We start from the raw sequence: 16,414 nt of genomic DNA, 5'->3' as shown, positions 1-16,414 counted from the left end.
TTTTCCCCTTTAATAATTAATGTTCAATTTTGTGTGATAGGTAAACCATTGTCAAAGTTGTAAAAACGAAGGCTTGAATAGAACCGATAAAAATCGAGAAACCTTGCCAAACCATTTGTAAAGGAATACCAATGGCCCATGTCCATGGACCAGCCATATTTGCCAAAGAGGCAATTAGACCAAGTAAAATCTCTCCAGCATAAACGTTTCCGTATAGACGTAGTGCCAATGTCAACGTGTTCGTGAACTCTTCAAGAATCTTGATTGGCATCAAAGCTGCTACCGGTCTTACATAACTATTCATGAAATAGCCTTTAAAACCTTGTTCCCGAACGCCAAAATAATGCGTCATCAAAATAATGAGCAGCGATAGGGCCAATGTTACAACTGGACTGGCAGTAGGACTCTTCCAATAGGAAAAACCACCTATATTCAGGATTAAAACTAGACCTAACATATTTGCAACCCAGATAAACAAAAATAGTGTAAAACCAAGTAGGTAGAATTGTTCTCCCACTTTCCAATCCATTGAGCTAGAAATCATATTTCTAACAAAACCTGCAATGTACTCAATAACAAGCTGTCCTCTTCCTGGTCTTATTGACAACTTACGTGTACACACGTAACAGAATAAAAGAACCAATACACAGGTAGCAACTACACTGATAATGATATTCAAGTCAAAGCCAATCCCCATGAATTCAACAACAACCGATTCATGTTCCAATTGTTTCACCTCTTTTCAAACGTAATTTAACAAGCCAATGAAAAACATGAAAAAAACATTGGCCTGCTCGCATTGCCAATAATACCATCTTGTATTAAGATTAGCAAAGATTTTTGAAAAAATTACGAAATTTTCTTTACCGAAACCTATAATAATATTGCGTTCTCAACTTTGTGAAATGTTTGATTAAAATTTAGCGAGGCAATATTTTTAGATATGTTTAATCCTATTGGAACAAAAAAAGAGACAAAGGTTACCCTTTGTCTCTTACACATTATTTCGTACCAAATAGGCGGTCACCAGCATCTCCCAATCCTGGAAGAATGTAACCCGCTTCGTTTAGTCTTTCATCTAAGGCCGCAACCACGATTTCTACACCTGGATAAGCGTCATTCAATGCTTTAACACCTTCTGGCGCAGCAACTAAACAGATAAATTTAATGTTGGATGGTTTTGCACCACGTTTTTCCAAAGCCTCAATTGCTGCAATTGCAGAACCACCTGTTGCTAACATTGGGTCCACAACAAATAATTGACGTTCTGGAATATCAGCTGGCAATTTAACGAAATACTCATGCGGTTCAAGTGTTTCTTCATCACGATAAAGCCCTACGTGTCCAACTTTAGCTGCAGGCAACATTGCCAAGAAACCATCTACCATCCCTAATCCTGCACGAAGAATTGGAATAATCGCGACTTTTTTACCACTTAAAGTTTTTTGTACTGATTTTACAAGTGGTGTCTCGATTTCAACATCCTCTAAAGGCATGTCGCGTGTTACTTCATAAGCCATCAGCATTGCAATTTCACTGACCACTTCACGGAAGTCTTTGGTTCCTGTTGTTGTTTGACGAATAATTGTTAATTTATGTTGGATTAATGGATGATCCATAACGGTTACTTGTCCCATTTGTATTCCCCTCTCAATTTTCACTTTTTCTATTGTAAAGGATTGGAGCTAGATTTACCAGAATTTATTTTATAATCTTATTTGTATAATGGGAATTGAGCAGTCAGTGCCTGAACCTCGTTCTTGATTTCATCAAGCAGGGTTTCATCTTCTCGGTTTTCAACCGTTTTAATAATTAACTCTGCAACTTTAATCGCTTCTGCTCTACCGAATCCACGGGTCGTTATTGCTGGAGTACCGATACGAATGCCGCTTGTCTTGCTTGGGGGCAATGTATCAAATGGTATCGCATTTTTATTCGCCGTTATTCCCACAGAATCCAATAACGTTTCCACTTCTTTCCCATTCAAATCAAATCCAGATACGTCCAACAGTAATAAATGCGTGTCAGTTCCTCCACTGATGACCCGGAATTTTGAATTTTTAAATACATCTGCCATCGCTTTTGCATTATCCAATACTTGGCCAATGTAATTCTTGAAGGAATCGTCTAAAGCTTCATTAAAAGCAACTGCTTTTGCAGCGATAACATGTTCCAAAGGTCCACCCTGAATACCTGGAAAAATAGCAGAATTCAACTTCTTGCCGTATTGCTTCTTCGCCATGATGACACCACCACGAGGGCCGCGTAACGTTTTATGGGTCGTTGAGGTCACAATGTCTGCAAATTCGACGGGATTTTGGTGATAGCCTGTTGCACAAAGACCCGCAATATGAGCCATATCCACCATCAACATAGCACCGATTTCATCGGCAATTTCTCTAAATTTTTTGAAGTCCAGTGCACGCGGATAGGCACTTGCTCCTGCGACAATTAATTGGGGTCTTTCTGCCAAAGCGATCTCTCTTACTTTTTCATAATCGATTATTTCTGTCTCTTTTTCGACACCGTAAGCCACGAAATCATACATTTGACCACTGAAGTTAACGGCCGATCCATGTGTCAAATGACCGCCGTGGTTTAAATCCATACCCAATATTTTACTACCTGGTTCCAGGATGGCACGATAGGCTGCCATATTCGCTTGGCTACCAGAGTGTGGTTGAACATTTGCATACTCTGCCCCAAATAGTTCCTTCAAACGATCAATTGCCAGATTTTCAATTACATCAACAAATTCACATCCGCCATAATAACGACGGCCTGGGTATCCCTCGGCATATTTATTAGTCAAGATACTTCCCTGCGCAAGCATGACATCCTTGGATACGAAATTCTCGGAGGCGATTAGTTCTATCCCATTTTCTTGTCGTGCTTTTTCATTTTCGATTGCTTCAAATACTAATTTATCAAACATACCCATCCTCCTGAAACCGATTCATAATTAAAATACAATTAAAATATTAACGTAAGTATAGCACAAATGCTATTGGGGATAAACTGCCGATGAAGCTTTTTCAAGTCTATTCATGAAGGCAATCCCAATGCCATCTTTCGGATATGCCTCGGCCAATATGACATCGACATCCTGGTTATCAAAATACCTCAGTCCTGCATATAAACGTTGGGAAGCAATGCGTGCATCCGTTCGTGAACCCAATGAATAAGGTATGATTTCGTCTTTTATCTCGATTTCAGCTATTTGTTCATCCGAAGCCAAAACCCCTATTACTTTCTCCTCAGCCAGAAGCTCAGATATTTTTATGGACCAATCTGCCCGCATAAGAATAACCGGTTGGTTCGGTGAATAATGAGTATATTTCATACCAGGAGCTTTGGGAGCTTCCTCAGGATTTAATACCTTTACTTCATCATTCATCCAAACTTTTTGATCGGTAACAATTTGGAGTTGTTCTTTGGTTACGGCACCAGGTCTGAGAATAATCAATCCCCGCTCGTCCGTTAAGTCCAGAACTGTGGATTCGACGCCAATTTGCGTTTCTCCCCCCTCGACGACGCCAGCAATTTTTCCACCTAAATCATGAAGGACATGTTGTGCAGTGGTCGGACTTGGTTTCCCCGAAGTATTAGCACTCGGCCCTACGAGTGGAAAGCCCGCTTCCTGAATTAAGCGTAAAGACAAATCTTGATCTGGCATACGCAGTGCGACTGTACTTTGCCCTCCTGTAACAGCTGGAGCGAATACACCTGGTTTAGCATTGAATATCAAAGTTAAGGGACCCGGCCAAAATACTTCCATCATCTTTTTAGCTACGTTTGGAATCTCAGCCACATATTGCCCGATTTCGTGAGAGGCCACATGAACGATCAGAGGATTGTCGCTCGGACGCCCCTTTACCTGGTAAACTTTTTTTACGGCCGCATTATCAGAAGCAATTGCTCCCAATCCATAAACTGTTTCGGTAGGAAAAGCCACCAGTTCGCCTTTTCTCAAAAGGGCTCCTGCTTCTGGCATGTTTTCCTTGTTGAATAGTTGTGTCTCCATTATTAGTCCATTCCTTCCAAAAAAAGGGTTTGGGAAATAACTCCCGGCCCCGGCTATTTAACCGAATATTTGCTTCGTAAACGTGCTCAAAAAGGCAGCCCCGGCGTCACTTCACGAATAATGCTCAGATAGTCTGCGACCATCTTCCGCTTATTCGCTCCATTGATCCGGGGCTAAACGCCTTTTTTCCCACTCTCTGTCTAAATCTATTTTACTATTAACATACGGTCGAGACCATTAATATCTTGTTGTATCGTTACTTCTTTATCCGGAAATGCTTTCTTGTACAAATCCTGCAGTTTTTCACCTTGTTGATAGCCGATTTCCATAAATAGGCAACCGTCTGTCTTTAGGTGGAAGGGCAATGTATAAGCGAGCCGTTCATAAAGGCTCATACCTTCATTTTCGGCAAACAAAGCTGTATGAGGTTCATAATTCAAAACTGATTCATCCATAACATCAGTTTCGTTGTAACTAATATAGGGTGGATTACTGATGATGCAATCAAAGGTTTCTAGCGAAACTGGTTCCAGTAAATCACCTTGTAAGAAACGAATCTGTAATTGATGTGCTTCAGCATTTTTCTTGGCAACGTCGAGCGCTGCTTGCGAAATATCAGTTGCCGTCACTTCGTCTTGGAGACGTTCATTTTTCATTGCGATGGCAATGGCTCCAGAACCTGTACCGATATCCAGGATTCTTAACGATTCAGAGCCTTTTTCCTCTTTGAGATGGTGCAAAGCCGTATGAACCAGCTCTTCCGTTTCCGGCCTTGGAATCAAGGTGTCGGCTGTCACCATCAAGGGCAAGCCATAGAACCATTCTTTTCCCACGATATATTGCAGTGGTTTGCCTTTGATAAACTCGTTCAAATCATCAAGGTATTGGAGATAGATAGCTTCAGGCATCTCCTCATTTAAATGATTGATTAATTCGGTTTTGTTCCAATCTAAACGATCAATCAATAGGCGTTCAGCGATATGAGTGTTCATTTGGCTTGATTCCAATAAGTGTGCTGCTTGTTGGATTACTTTTTGGTATGTTTTCAATTTAATAACTTCCATTGTTTAATTTCTCCAATTTTTCAGCTTGATCAGCCAAAATCAATGCATCAACAACCTCATCTAATTTACCACCCAAAATCTGATCCAATTTTTGAATCGTTAAACCAATACGGTGATCTGTTACGCGGTTTTGCGGAAAATTATAAGTCCGAATACGTTCTGAACGGTCACCCGTTCCGACTGCAGACTTTCTGCTGGCATCATATTCTGATTGCGCCTCGGAAGAGATTTGGTCATAAACACGTGCCCGCAGAACTTTCATTGCTTTTTCACGGTTTTTAAGTTGGGATCTTTCATCCTGCATCGCAACAGCTATACCCGTTGGGATGTGTGTCAAACGTACTGCTGAAGCCGTTTTGTTAACGTGTTGTCCACCTGCTCCTGATGCATGATAAATATCTACACGGATATCTTTATCAGCCAGATCCACATCCACTTCTTCCATTTCTGGCATGACAACAACTGTTGCCGTTGAAGTATGAACGCGACCTTGTGATTCGGTAGATGGCACCCGTTGCACGCGGTGTGCACCACTTTCGTATTTCAGTTTAGAAAAGACATTTTGTCCCGTAATCATTAAAATGATTTCTTTGTAGCCACCAATACCTGTAATGTTGGCATCCATGACTTCGACTCTCCAACCTTGAGACTCCGCATATTTACTGTACATTTCATATAAATCCCCAGCAAATAGTGCCGCTTCATCTCCACCAGCTGCCCCTCGAATCTCCATAATAATATTTTTTCCGTCATTTGGATCTTCTGGCAAAAGTAAAACTTTAATGCGTTCTTGTAATTCTTCTCTTTCACTTTTTAGCATCGCAAGCTCTTCTTTAGCGAGCTTTGCCATATCGTCGTCAAGATTTTCAGAAAGTAATTCTTCAGTTTCGGCCAGTTCTTCTTCCACTCTTTGATAGCGGCGGAATACTTCAACTTTAGGACGTAAGCCTGCTTCTTCTTTTGTCAATTCCATGAAACGACGTGTATCAGAAATCACTTCCGGATCACTTAATAATTCTGATAATTCTTCATAGCGAATAATGAATGAATCTAATTGGTCAAACATAATTTCAAAACCCTTCTATTTTTCAAATACGTGCATGCGCTTATCATCCTATCCCAAAGGAGGATGGAAATAATGATTGCGGCAAACAGGCACGTAAGCCTCGTTGCCACCTATTTGAATTTGTTCTCCTTGGTAAACCGGTCGGTTGTCTACAATACGCATGTTCATTGTCGCCTTTTTATGACAATACCAGCAAATTGTTTTAATTTCTTCTATCTTATCTGCGTATAACAATAAATATTTAGAACCATCAAATAGTTCATTTGTAAAATCGTTTTTCAAACCAAAGGCCATTACTGGTATGTTTAATTCATCCACAATTTTAGCCATTTGCAATACGTGTTTTTCTTTTAAGAATTGGGCCTCATCAACCAAAATGCAATAGGGTGTCTTCTCTTCTTTTTTTACAACTTCATACATATCCGTTTCAGGATAAACCGGGATGGCTTCTCTTTTCATCCCGATTCGACTTGCGACAAAACCTATTTCATCGCGGTCATCTAGTGCGCTGGTGAAAATCAAAACGGGTTTATTTTGTTCCTCGTAATTGTGGGCAACTTTTAAGATTTCAATTGTTTTCCCACTATTCATTGCACCATACTTAAAAAATAACTGCGCCATTTTACACCCCGCTCATATTTCGTTCAAAACTTGTCTTGTAATATAATAGTAATAAATGGGTCCAAAGTCAATATTTCGATCTGGATTTTGGTCCAAGAACATTTTTTTGTTAAGAAAAGCTAAAACTTCATTTCATCTGCTTTTCTGAAGGAAGGTAGTACTTCCAGAAAGAACAGCTTTTATGCTATGATGTCAAAGAGAATTTTTATGGAGGAGAGATGACATTGAGTATTCGAGGATCATTGGCCGTCACGGTCGGAAAAGGAACGCAATGGGCATTGCGTACATTTACAAAAGGTGGTACGAGTTTGCCGGGTAAACTTGCAGCAAAAATTGATCCATCTGTTCTTGCTCACCTCGCAAAAGATTACGAAGTTGTTATCGTAACGGGGACAAACGGTAAAACCTTAACGACTTCTTTGGCTTTCCATGTACTACAACAAAAATACCCAGATATATTAACGAATCCAACCGGCGCAAATATGGCCCAAGGAATTATTTCCACATTCCTGGAGAAACGTTCTGGAAATGATAAAAAAGTAGCGATTCTGGAAGTCGACGAAGCAAGCTTGGTTCATGTTACGAAACATATTAAACCGCGTATTATAGTGAATACAAATGTGTTTAGAGACCAAATGGACCGCTTTGGTGAAATTTATACGATTTATGACAAAATGGTTGAAGGCGCTGCGCAGGCACCAGATGCAATTATTTTAGCAAATGGTGATAGCCCGATGTTTAATTCCAGAGAATTGGTTAATCCAAGCATTTACTTTGGTTTCAACCATGAAGACGATGGCGAGACGATGGCTCACTTCAATACGGATGGTGTCCTGTGTCCAAATTGTGACAGTATTTTACATTACAAATTCAATACCTATGCCAACCTAGGGAAATACTATTGCCCTAACTGTGACTTCAAACGTCCGCAATTAAAATATGCCGTCACTGCAGTCGACCATTTGGATTATAATTCATCAACGTTCCACATTGATGGACATCCTTTTAAGATTAATATTGCTGGGTTATATAATATTTATAATGCCTTGGCAGCTTATTCAATAGGTCGGGAATTCGATTTAACACCTGAAGAAATCCAGGCAGGATTCTCAGCAACTGAATCAAAATTCGGGCGTCAGGAAACAATTAAAATTGGCGACAAACTTGTCATCTTAAACTTGATTAAAAATCCGGTTGGGCTGAATCAAATTATCGCACTATTGGATTATGAAGACGACCCTTTCTCCCTGGGTGTTGTATTGAATGACCGCCCTGCTGATGGAACAGATGTCAGCTGGATATGGGATGGGGAATTTGAGAAGCTGAATGACTTTGATATTCCTTATGTTGGTGTCAGCGGTATTCGCAGAGAAGAAATGGCATTGCGTTTGAAGGTCGCCGGCATTTCTGACGAGCGTATGACCACTACGGATTCAGTTGAATCGTTAATTGCCTCTTTCCAAAATGCACCAACAGAAAAAATTTATGTGATGGCTACTTATACAGCCGTTTTAAACCTTCGTAAAGCTCTGGCTGAAAAAGGTTACATCCAAGAAAGGATGAAATAGTCATGAAACTAAAAATTTGTCACTTATACGGGAACCTTATGAATACATATGGCGACAACGGTAACGTGCTGATGCTACAGTATATTGCGCGCCAAAAAGGTGTGAAAGTTGAAACGGAAATCGTCAGCCTTGATCAACCTTTTAACCCTGAAGATTACGACATCGTATTTTTCGGTGGTGGGCAAGATTATGAACAACTGATTGTTTCAAAGGATTTACAACATAAAAAAGAAGCTATCACTTCCTATATTGAACATGATGGTATCGTCCTGGGAATATGCGGTGGTTTCCAGTTGCTGGGCCATTACTATATCAATGCAAAAGGTGTTCGTCTAGAAGGTATTGGGGCGCTTGACCACTATACGCTCAACCAGGTAAATAGTCGCTTCACTGGTGACATTGTCATTTATGACGAAGAAACCGGAGATACTTATAAAGGTTTTGAGAATCATAATGGCCGTACCTTTTTGGGCGAAGGTGTCCAACCACTCGGTATTGTGCAACAAGGGGAAGGGAACAATGAGAAGGATAATACTGAAGGTGCACGTTATAAAAATGTCTTCTGTTCCTATTTTCATGGTCCTTTATTGGTTCGTAACCCACACTTGGCTGAACGCATTGTCGATTTAGCCATCAAACAAAAACAACAAAAAACGTTGTTGGCATAAAAATAAGAGGTTGAAATAGCATGATTTTAGCTATTTCAACCTCTTATTTTTTTACATAACCCAGTAAGACCAGAAAATAGTTACCAGGATAAATAAAATCAACCCTGCAACTACTGCCCAGGCTTGCCAACGGGCCAGATTCATTGTTGATCCAATGCCAAATCTTTTTTCAACAAAGACAGCTGGGTCTTCCTTATTATAGTAGAAAACGCCTAGTTTCCAATTTTTGTCTTCTTCGGCATCTGTGTAATAGTCTTCGCTATCATCGTCATCCTCTGATAATTTCAACTTTTCCCCTGCTTGCCCATATTTAAATATTAAATAAAACATCCCGCCCATAATGACAACCAAATAAATCATTGTCGCAACCATCATCCACGATGGAGATATTTGTAGGTTGAATACTGAGAAGAATTGAATGACGGTAAACAACAATTGCGTAGACATGGTCATGATAAACATATACGTAGACCAGGCTTTACGGAATAATTGGCTCTTCTTTTTAGAAACAATCGGTTTGTTTGGCGATAATTTTTGTTTTGATTTAATAAAAGCATAATGGGAATAATTAAGAACAGGTACCATGATTAACTGCATAAATGGTAAGCTCATGGCTGTTAGCAGATTTTTTTCTGCATAGCGATCGACATTAAAATTTACATCCCAATGAACAGGTATTTGTTCAGGAATGCGGTCATAAAAATATAATGTCAAGCCGGCTGTAATGGCAATGATCGCGAATTGGCCTATCAACAGTGTTTGATTTGATACCACTTCAAGTGTTTTTTGATAAGTGGTATCGATCGTAATTTTTGGCCTTTTTTCCGGCTGTGGCAGCGTTTCTTTCCAACGCAGAAGTTCTTGGCGATACTTTAATTGCAACAAGAAAGAGATGATGATGAAGACAAACATCGCTACCGTTAGATAGACACCCACAATCATCTCAGATTCTTTAGTATCTTGAATAAAAGGAGCAATAAAGAGTGGCAGGCCCAATAATACACTAATCACCACATTAAGAATCGCAAAACGTTTCTTACGGGTTTCAACAAAAGAATCTGTTTGTTTCTCAGCAGGGATACCGACACCAAATGGCGTGGATTGGCGACTGAATAATGGCGTCAAACCAATTGAAAATCCCATCAAAATCATAATTAAAAACATAAAAATACTAAAAGTCCACATTCGGCTTCTCCCCTTTCTTCAAATTTTCCATAATTGTTTTTGTCCATGCTTCTATTTCATTCTCAGATAATTGATGAATATAAGCATCCACAATCAACGTTTCTAGACGTCCCTTCATCTCATTCCTTACTTCTTCACTTACGGTCCGTTGGAAATCATCCTGGATAAAATAGCCCTTTTGGGATTTAACCAAGATGCCATCGTCGGTCAATAAGTTATAGGCTTTATTGATGGTATGCATATTTATCCCTAGTTCTGAAGCCAATGAACGCACGCTTGGCAAGCTATCCCCCGCAGAAACGTATCCTTGAACAATTGCTTTTTTAATCTGGAACATGACTTGCAGATAAATAGGCGTTGAACTGGTTGGTTCAATTTCGATAATCATATCAGCACCTCCTGTTCGTTTGTTATATAACAAGTATAACACCTTTGCAGTAAGATGTAAATTTTTATTTTGGTGCGGCTTTAATGAACAACATCTATTTTAAACGCCACACTTGAAGCTATAAGTGCGGCGTTTAAAATATTTCGATGTGCTTAACGCCGCTTTTTTTGTGTAAATGCGGCGTTTATAACGCCTGTTTTATTTAATCGCCGCATTTGAGGGGCTCGGTGCGGCGTTTAAATAAATTTCCCCTGGCAACGCCGCAACTCAGTCATCCGCTCTCGTTTAATCTACAAAAAAAGACCAAGACAAAATGTCTTAGCCTCAAATCAGTTATTAAGATGCGTCAGAGAATTGGCTGTTATATAAGCCTGCGTAGAAAGCACCTAATTCCATCAATTCATCATGTGAGCCGGTTTCGATGATATCACCATGGTTCATGACAATGATATTGTCGGCATCACGAATCGTGGATAATCGGTGGGCAACCACAAAGCTGGTCCGACCTTCGAGCAATCGGCGCATAGCTCTTTGAATTAATACTTCTGTACGTGTATCAACACTTGAAGTTGCTTCATCGAGAATCAAGATTTCTGGATCGGTAATAAATGCACGGGCAATTGTCAATAATTGACGTTGTCCCTGAGAAATATTACTGGCATCCTCATTCAAAATTGTATTGTAACCTTCTGGCAGCGTCCGGATAAACTCATCCGCGTGGGCCATTTTAGAAGCTCGGTAAACATCTTCATCACTGACATCCTCATGAGCACCATACTTGATGTTGTCAAAAATAGTCCCGTTAAATAACCAAGTATCTTGAAGAACCATCGCAAAACGTCTTCTTAAATCTTCACGTTCAATGTTACGAATGTCTTCTCCCTCTAACTTGATGCTACCGCCCCTGACATCATAGAAGCGTTCCAATAGGTTGATAATTGTTGATTTACCTGCGCCAGTAGGCCCCACAATTGCAACCATTTGACCGGGTTTAACACTCAAATTGAAATCTGTCATCAAATCATCTTGACCTGCATAACCAAAACGAACATGCTCGAACGTCAATTTATCATCAGTTTCAACAATCGGTTCGTCAGTGGAAGTATCCAGCATTTCTGCTTCGTCCAACACTTCAAAAATACGCTCAGTAGAAGCTACAATAGACTGAATGGTATTCATAATATTTGTCAATTGTTTCATAGGTTCTGAGAATTGGTTTGTATAGGTTAAGAATGCTTGTACATCCCCTAAAAGTAACGAGCCGTTCGCTACATCGATACCACCCATAACAGCAACGATGACGTAGCCCAAGTTTTTTACCATATTCATGAGTGGCATCAATATCCCTGAAAGGAATTGCGCTTTCCAGGAAATGCCAAACAATTTGTCATTTTGAACATCAAAAACTTCTGTAGCATGTTCTTCACGGTTAAAACTTACAATTTCAGTATGACCTGCGAATGTTTCTTCAATATGAGCATTTAACTGCCCCAGTTCTTTTTGTTGCTTTTTAAATAGTTTGCGTGATCTTGGAGCAATGCGTGAGATGATGAAAGCACTCAAAGGAACAGTCAACAAAGCAACCAAACTTAGTTTCCAGCTGATCGTCAGCATCATGATCAAGATACCAAAAAACTGAACAATACTCATGATTGTTTGATTTATCGTTTGCACAAGCTGGCGGGCAATATTATCAACATCGTTGATGGCCCGACTCATGATATCACCGTTACTATTGGTATCATAGTATTCAACCGGAACGCGCGTCATCTTGTTCTTAAAATCTTGGCGTAAATCAAATACCGTAGATTGTACCACACGCACCAGTGTCAGCTGTGCAATGTACCGTAACACAGCATTGGATACATATAAAATCGCAACTGAGATCAAAATTTTGTGAATGGCAGGAAAATCAATCGGATATCGACCATTGACCATCCCTTGGCTAAAACCGTCAAAAATAACGGTTGTTGCTGAACCTAGAATTTTAGGCGTAAAAATTTGAAAAACAGTCGCGATGGCTGAGAGGAGGAATGCTCCCAACATCAACCATTTTCTTACCGACATATAATTAAAAAGGCGCTTAACCGATCCCATGAAATCTTTTGGCTTCGCTGCTACCTGTGGTCCTGCGTTTCTCATCGACCTTCACCTTCCCTAAACTGTGAATTCATGATTTCCATGTAAGTTTCATTGTCTTCAGCTACAAGCTCATCATGAGTCCCTTGGCCGACAACTTCCCCATTTTCTAAAACAACAATTAAATCAGCGTCGCGTACTGTACTGATACGTTGTGCCACAATGACAACAATAGCATCGGTAATTTCAGATAATAAGGCTTTCCGCAAAGCGGCATCTGTCTTAAAGTCCAAAGCAGAAAATGAATCATCAAATACATAGACAGCTGGTTCCTTTATGATTGCGCGCGCAATACATAAACGTTGTCGTTGACCACCAGAGAAATTCGTTCCACCTTGCTCGACAATATGATCAAGGCCATCCTCTAATCCTGCTACGAAATCTTTAGCTTGAGCAATTTCCAATGCACGCCACATTTCTTCATCCGTTGCGTTTTCATTGCCATCCAACATATTGGAACGGATTGTTCCCGAGAATAGATTTGCTTTTTGTGGCACATAAGAAACCCGCTCACGAACATCATGTTGGGTTACATCACGCAGATTTTTACCATTTAAGTAAACGCCGCCTTCTGAAGCATCGTAGAAGCGCATAATTAAATTCGCTACTGTTGATTTACCGGAACCAGTCCCACCAATAATCGCTAGGGTTTGACCTCTATTCATTTCAAAGTCTAGATTCTTTAAAACAGGACGTTCTGCTTCTGGAAATTGATAAGTAACATTATCAAAACGCAATTGAATGTTTTCTTCATTAATGCTTTTCCCATCAAAATGATTCGTTCCATCCAATATAGTACTTTCCAATTCCAACACTTCATTAATACGGGCAGCTGACACCTGTGCCTGTGGAAGCATGGTAAGCATCATTGATAACATCATGAAACTGAACAATAACATCGCGGAATAATTAATAAAAGCAACCAAGTTACCTACCGGCATACTTCCGATTGCAATATACTCGCCACCCGTCAAAATAATCGCAATATTTGTTCCACTTAATACCAGGGTTAAAACGGGCATCAACAAACTTGTGATCGTCATGGCTTTTACGTTATTTTGCATATAATCCGCATTTGCAGCTTTGAAGCGTTCTTCTTCATATTTACTTTTGTTGAAGGCACGGATAACACGTACGCCAGTCAAGCCTTCACGGAAAATCAAGTTCAAACGGTCTGTTTTTTCTTGCATCTTCCGGAAGATAGGAACAGCCGATCCCATAATGATGGCTAATAAAACAATCAGTATCGGCACGGATATAAAGAAAATACTAGCCAAATCCGGGCTTAGTGTATATGACAGAACAGCTGCCCCAATACCCATGATGGGTGCAAACATCATCATGCGAAGCATCAACATGAAGATAAATTGGATTTGTTCCACGTCATTGGTTGATCGCGTGATTAACGAAGCTTGACCCACTTTATCAATTTTATCTTTGGATAAAGACATAACTTTTGTATAAATTTCTGAACGCAATTGTTTACCCACTCTTTGTGATTCGCGAGCGGAAATATAAACGCCACAAATGGCAGCAACTACCGTGATAAGCGTCAATAGGAGCATAATGCCACCAGCACGCCAAATAAAGTCAACATCTCCTGTAGCAACCCCATCGTTAATGATGTTGGAAGTCATGTTTGGCAGATTCAACTCTGCAAATACTTGAATAATGATAAATAATATGGAACCTGCAATTGCTTTCCATGAAATTCGTTTAATTAGTTTTAGCAACTAGATAGCCTCCCTTATTTTTTTATGATTCCATTTTCCAACCACGATAAACGTTGGTTGACATCGCGGCGTGCTTCTTCTTTGGATAAGTTTTTCAGAAATACGCGTGCAATTGTCCAATGGATCATTTGAAATGTATATTGTAAAAATTCTTGCAGTTCTTGATTTGATGCAAAATTTAACTTGGTCAGATCGAGAATTGCAATCAAATCCGTGTATACATGCTTGTGTGCATGCTGCTTTTTATGATTTTCCTCCTCATAAATATTCCGACTTCTACGATAGGTCATATTTACAAAAAAATGATGGTAAAAATCTTTATTTGGTCCGCTCATATAGGTGTCATATAAGTAATCAAATGTTCGTTTCAACCCTTCAATTAAATTACCATTCGCTTCTCTAAAACAATTATCAACCTGCTCTTTTTCGTCTTTTTTCAGTAAATGTGCGCAGTAGAAATATAAATCTTCTTTGTCCTCGAAATACTGATAAAAACTTCCTCGTGAAATATCAGATTCATGGATGATCACATTAATTGAAGCTTCATCGAGAGAGACGCGAGAAAATTCTTGATAAGCCGCTTTTAACAACCGCTCTCTTTTCTCTTCTGGCAAGTTAAAAAAAGTTTGTTTGGGCACTTCTTCACCTTCTTTTCTCTTGAATAAGACTTTTACAATTATATGACAACCTGTCACCCAAGTCAACAATTTAAGATTTATGAAATAAAAAAGCTAGGACCCATGTCCCAGCTCACTCTAAATCCGTTATATTTCTTCCGTTTCGATAAAGGATTCCTCTTCTTTCTCATCATCATCCTCATGATACAAACCGGATTCAGATTTATACCATTCAAAAACATGCATAAAAATCACTTTCAAAACAGCATATCCGGGAATCCCTAAAACGAATCCCACAATTCCAAATAATTTCCCAGCTGTAAGGAGTACAATCATGATTGTAACCGGATGGATTGATAAATTACTCCCCAATACTTGCGGTGAGATGACCCGCCCTTCTATAAACTGTTCAATACTGAAAACTATCAAGACCTGAATCAACATCCAGGGCGAATCTACCAGCGCTACAAAAATCGCCGGAACCATTGCGATAAACGATCCCAAATAAGGAATGATATTCAAAAAGCCAGCCGTAATCCCCAAGACAATTCCATAATTTAAATCAATAATAGAATAACCGATTACAAACATAATTCCGACAAACGTTGCCACGATAATTTGTCCCCGAACATACTGACTTACCTGTAAATTGATTTTAGTCATCAAGTCCCCTAAGGAATCACGGTGGCGGTTAGGAATGAGGCGTAAAATAGCTTGAGGAAACTTTTCCCCTTCCTTCAATAAATAATATAAAATGATTGGCATAGTAATCAGCCCTACAAACACGTTGGCTACTATACCAACAAAACCACTTAGCCACGAACCCGTATTAGCTAAAAAGTTATTGGCCCACTCGGTAATATAATTTAAAATATCGGTATTGAAATCAGTGAATTGTTGTTGAATGTCGACGAACCAATCATAATTGAAAAGGTTAAGGAACATGTTGTTGATTGTCACCCAGTACTGTGGGAAATCCTCTATAAATCCTAATGTTTGATCACGGATTACAGGAATCAAAATAGCAATTCCCCAAATCACCAAAATAACTAAAGCAATAAATGCAATCGCAATTGCAAGAACACGGTTCATACCTTTATTAGTTGCCCATTGAACAAAGGGATTCATGAGGTAATAGAGAATACCACTCAAAACCAAAGGAAAACCTAAAATACTAAAGAAACTTCCTATTGGCTGCAACATGTATGAGACTTTAGAAAAAACAAGCAGGATTAGCATAACCAGTAGGATAATCAATAATGACGTTACGAGTTTATTGTTCAGAATCCATTTTTCAAACCAGGATAATCGTCTTTGACGAACTAAATTTCTTGCCATAAG

15 protein-coding genes are annotated in these 16,414 nt (G+C 39.4%); 2 read left to right on the top strand and 13 right to left on the bottom strand.

Going from position 1 to position 16,414, the window contains the following annotated elements; all coding sequences use genetic code 11:
* Positions 1–16: 16 nt before the first annotated feature.
* From atpB to ACTU7M_RS08580, 7 genes are all read right to left on the bottom strand, one after another.
* Positions 17–727: a F0F1 ATP synthase subunit A gene (gene atpB, locus ACTU7M_RS08610; RefSeq protein WP_443473984.1), complete on the bottom strand. Its 711-nt coding sequence runs from the start codon at positions 725–727 to the stop codon at positions 17–19.
* 274 nt (positions 728–1,001) lie between these two features.
* Positions 1,002–1,637, bottom strand: a complete 636-nt coding sequence (gene upp, locus ACTU7M_RS08605; protein ID WP_443473983.1) for a uracil phosphoribosyltransferase — start codon at positions 1,635–1,637, stop codon at positions 1,002–1,004.
* 77 nt (positions 1,638–1,714) lie between these two features.
* Positions 1,715–2,935: a serine hydroxymethyltransferase gene (gene glyA / locus ACTU7M_RS08600; RefSeq protein ID WP_443473982.1), complete on the bottom strand. Its 1,221-nt coding sequence runs from the start codon at positions 2,933–2,935 to the stop codon at positions 1,715–1,717.
* Positions 2,936–3,004: 69 nt separating this feature from the next.
* On the bottom strand, positions 3,005–4,024 hold the full coding sequence (locus tag ACTU7M_RS08595) for an L-threonylcarbamoyladenylate synthase (RefSeq protein ID WP_443473981.1): 1,020 nt from the start codon (positions 4,022–4,024) through the stop codon (positions 3,005–3,007).
* A gap of 206 nt (positions 4,025–4,230) precedes the next feature.
* Positions 4,231–5,088, bottom strand: coding sequence for a peptide chain release factor N(5)-glutamine methyltransferase (gene prmC, locus ACTU7M_RS08590; RefSeq protein ID WP_443473980.1), 858 nt, complete (start codon positions 5,086–5,088; stop codon positions 4,231–4,233).
* On the bottom strand, positions 5,075–6,154 hold the full coding sequence (prfA, locus tag ACTU7M_RS08585; RefSeq protein ID WP_443473979.1) for a peptide chain release factor 1: 1,080 nt from the start codon (positions 6,152–6,154) through the stop codon (positions 5,075–5,077). Before prfA ends, prmC begins: the two co-directional genes overlap by 14 nt.
* 48 nt (positions 6,155–6,202) lie before the next feature.
* A complete protein-coding gene (locus ACTU7M_RS08580; protein WP_443473978.1) occupies positions 6,203–6,775 on the bottom strand; it encodes a thymidine kinase in 573 nt (190 codons plus the stop codon).
* Positions 6,776–6,999: 224 nt separating this feature from the next.
* On the opposite strand from ACTU7M_RS08580, the gene ACTU7M_RS08575 reads away from it, so the two are divergent.
* Both ACTU7M_RS08575 and ACTU7M_RS08570 read left to right on the top strand, forming a co-directional pair.
* Positions 7,000–8,343, top strand: a complete 1,344-nt coding sequence (locus tag ACTU7M_RS08575; protein WP_443473977.1) for a MurT ligase domain-containing protein — start codon at positions 7,000–7,002, stop codon at positions 8,341–8,343.
* Between the two features lie 2 nt (positions 8,344–8,345).
* Positions 8,346–9,011: a type 1 glutamine amidotransferase gene (locus tag ACTU7M_RS08570; RefSeq protein WP_443473976.1), complete on the top strand. Its 666-nt coding sequence runs from the start codon at positions 8,346–8,348 to the stop codon at positions 9,009–9,011.
* Between the two features lie 51 nt (positions 9,012–9,062).
* Here the strand turns inward: ACTU7M_RS08570 and ACTU7M_RS08565 are convergent, their stop codons facing one another.
* The 6 genes from ACTU7M_RS08565 to ACTU7M_RS08540 form a co-directional block, all read right to left on the bottom strand.
* Positions 9,063–10,196: a DUF1648 domain-containing protein gene (locus ACTU7M_RS08565; RefSeq protein WP_443473975.1), complete on the bottom strand. Its 1,134-nt coding sequence runs from the start codon at positions 10,194–10,196 to the stop codon at positions 9,063–9,065.
* Positions 10,183–10,584, bottom strand: a complete 402-nt coding sequence (locus tag ACTU7M_RS08560) for a GntR family transcriptional regulator (RefSeq protein WP_443473974.1) — start codon at positions 10,582–10,584, stop codon at positions 10,183–10,185. The genes ACTU7M_RS08565 and ACTU7M_RS08560 overlap by 14 nt, the downstream gene beginning before the upstream one ends.
* A 336-nt stretch (positions 10,585–10,920) precedes the next feature.
* Positions 10,921–12,726 carry an ABC transporter ATP-binding protein gene (locus tag ACTU7M_RS08555; protein ID WP_443473973.1) on the bottom strand — a complete coding sequence of 602 codons (1,806 nt, stop codon included), beginning with the start codon at positions 12,724–12,726 and terminating at the stop codon, positions 10,921–10,923.
* Positions 12,723–14,456, bottom strand: a complete 1,734-nt coding sequence (locus ACTU7M_RS08550) for an ABC transporter ATP-binding protein (protein ID WP_443473972.1) — start codon at positions 14,454–14,456, stop codon at positions 12,723–12,725. Before ACTU7M_RS08550 ends, ACTU7M_RS08555 begins: the two co-directional genes overlap by 4 nt.
* Before the next feature lie 14 nt (positions 14,457–14,470).
* Positions 14,471–15,094 (bottom strand): TetR/AcrR family transcriptional regulator, encoded by a 624-nt coding sequence (locus tag ACTU7M_RS08545; RefSeq protein ID WP_443473971.1) that lies wholly within the window; start codon positions 15,092–15,094, stop codon positions 14,471–14,473.
* Between the two features lie 126 nt (positions 15,095–15,220).
* Positions 15,221–16,411 (bottom strand): AI-2E family transporter, encoded by a 1,191-nt coding sequence (locus tag ACTU7M_RS08540; protein WP_443473970.1) that lies wholly within the window; start codon positions 16,409–16,411, stop codon positions 15,221–15,223.
* Positions 16,412–16,414 lie beyond the last annotated feature (3 nt).

Source organism: Jeotgalibaca sp. A122, from assembly GCF_052266715.1.
In the GTDB taxonomy this organism is placed as follows: domain Bacteria; phylum Bacillota; class Bacilli; order Lactobacillales; family Aerococcaceae; genus Jeotgalibaca.
Note: the sequence above shows the minus strand (reverse complement) of the source record. Positions and strands in the feature narration are given on the sequence as shown.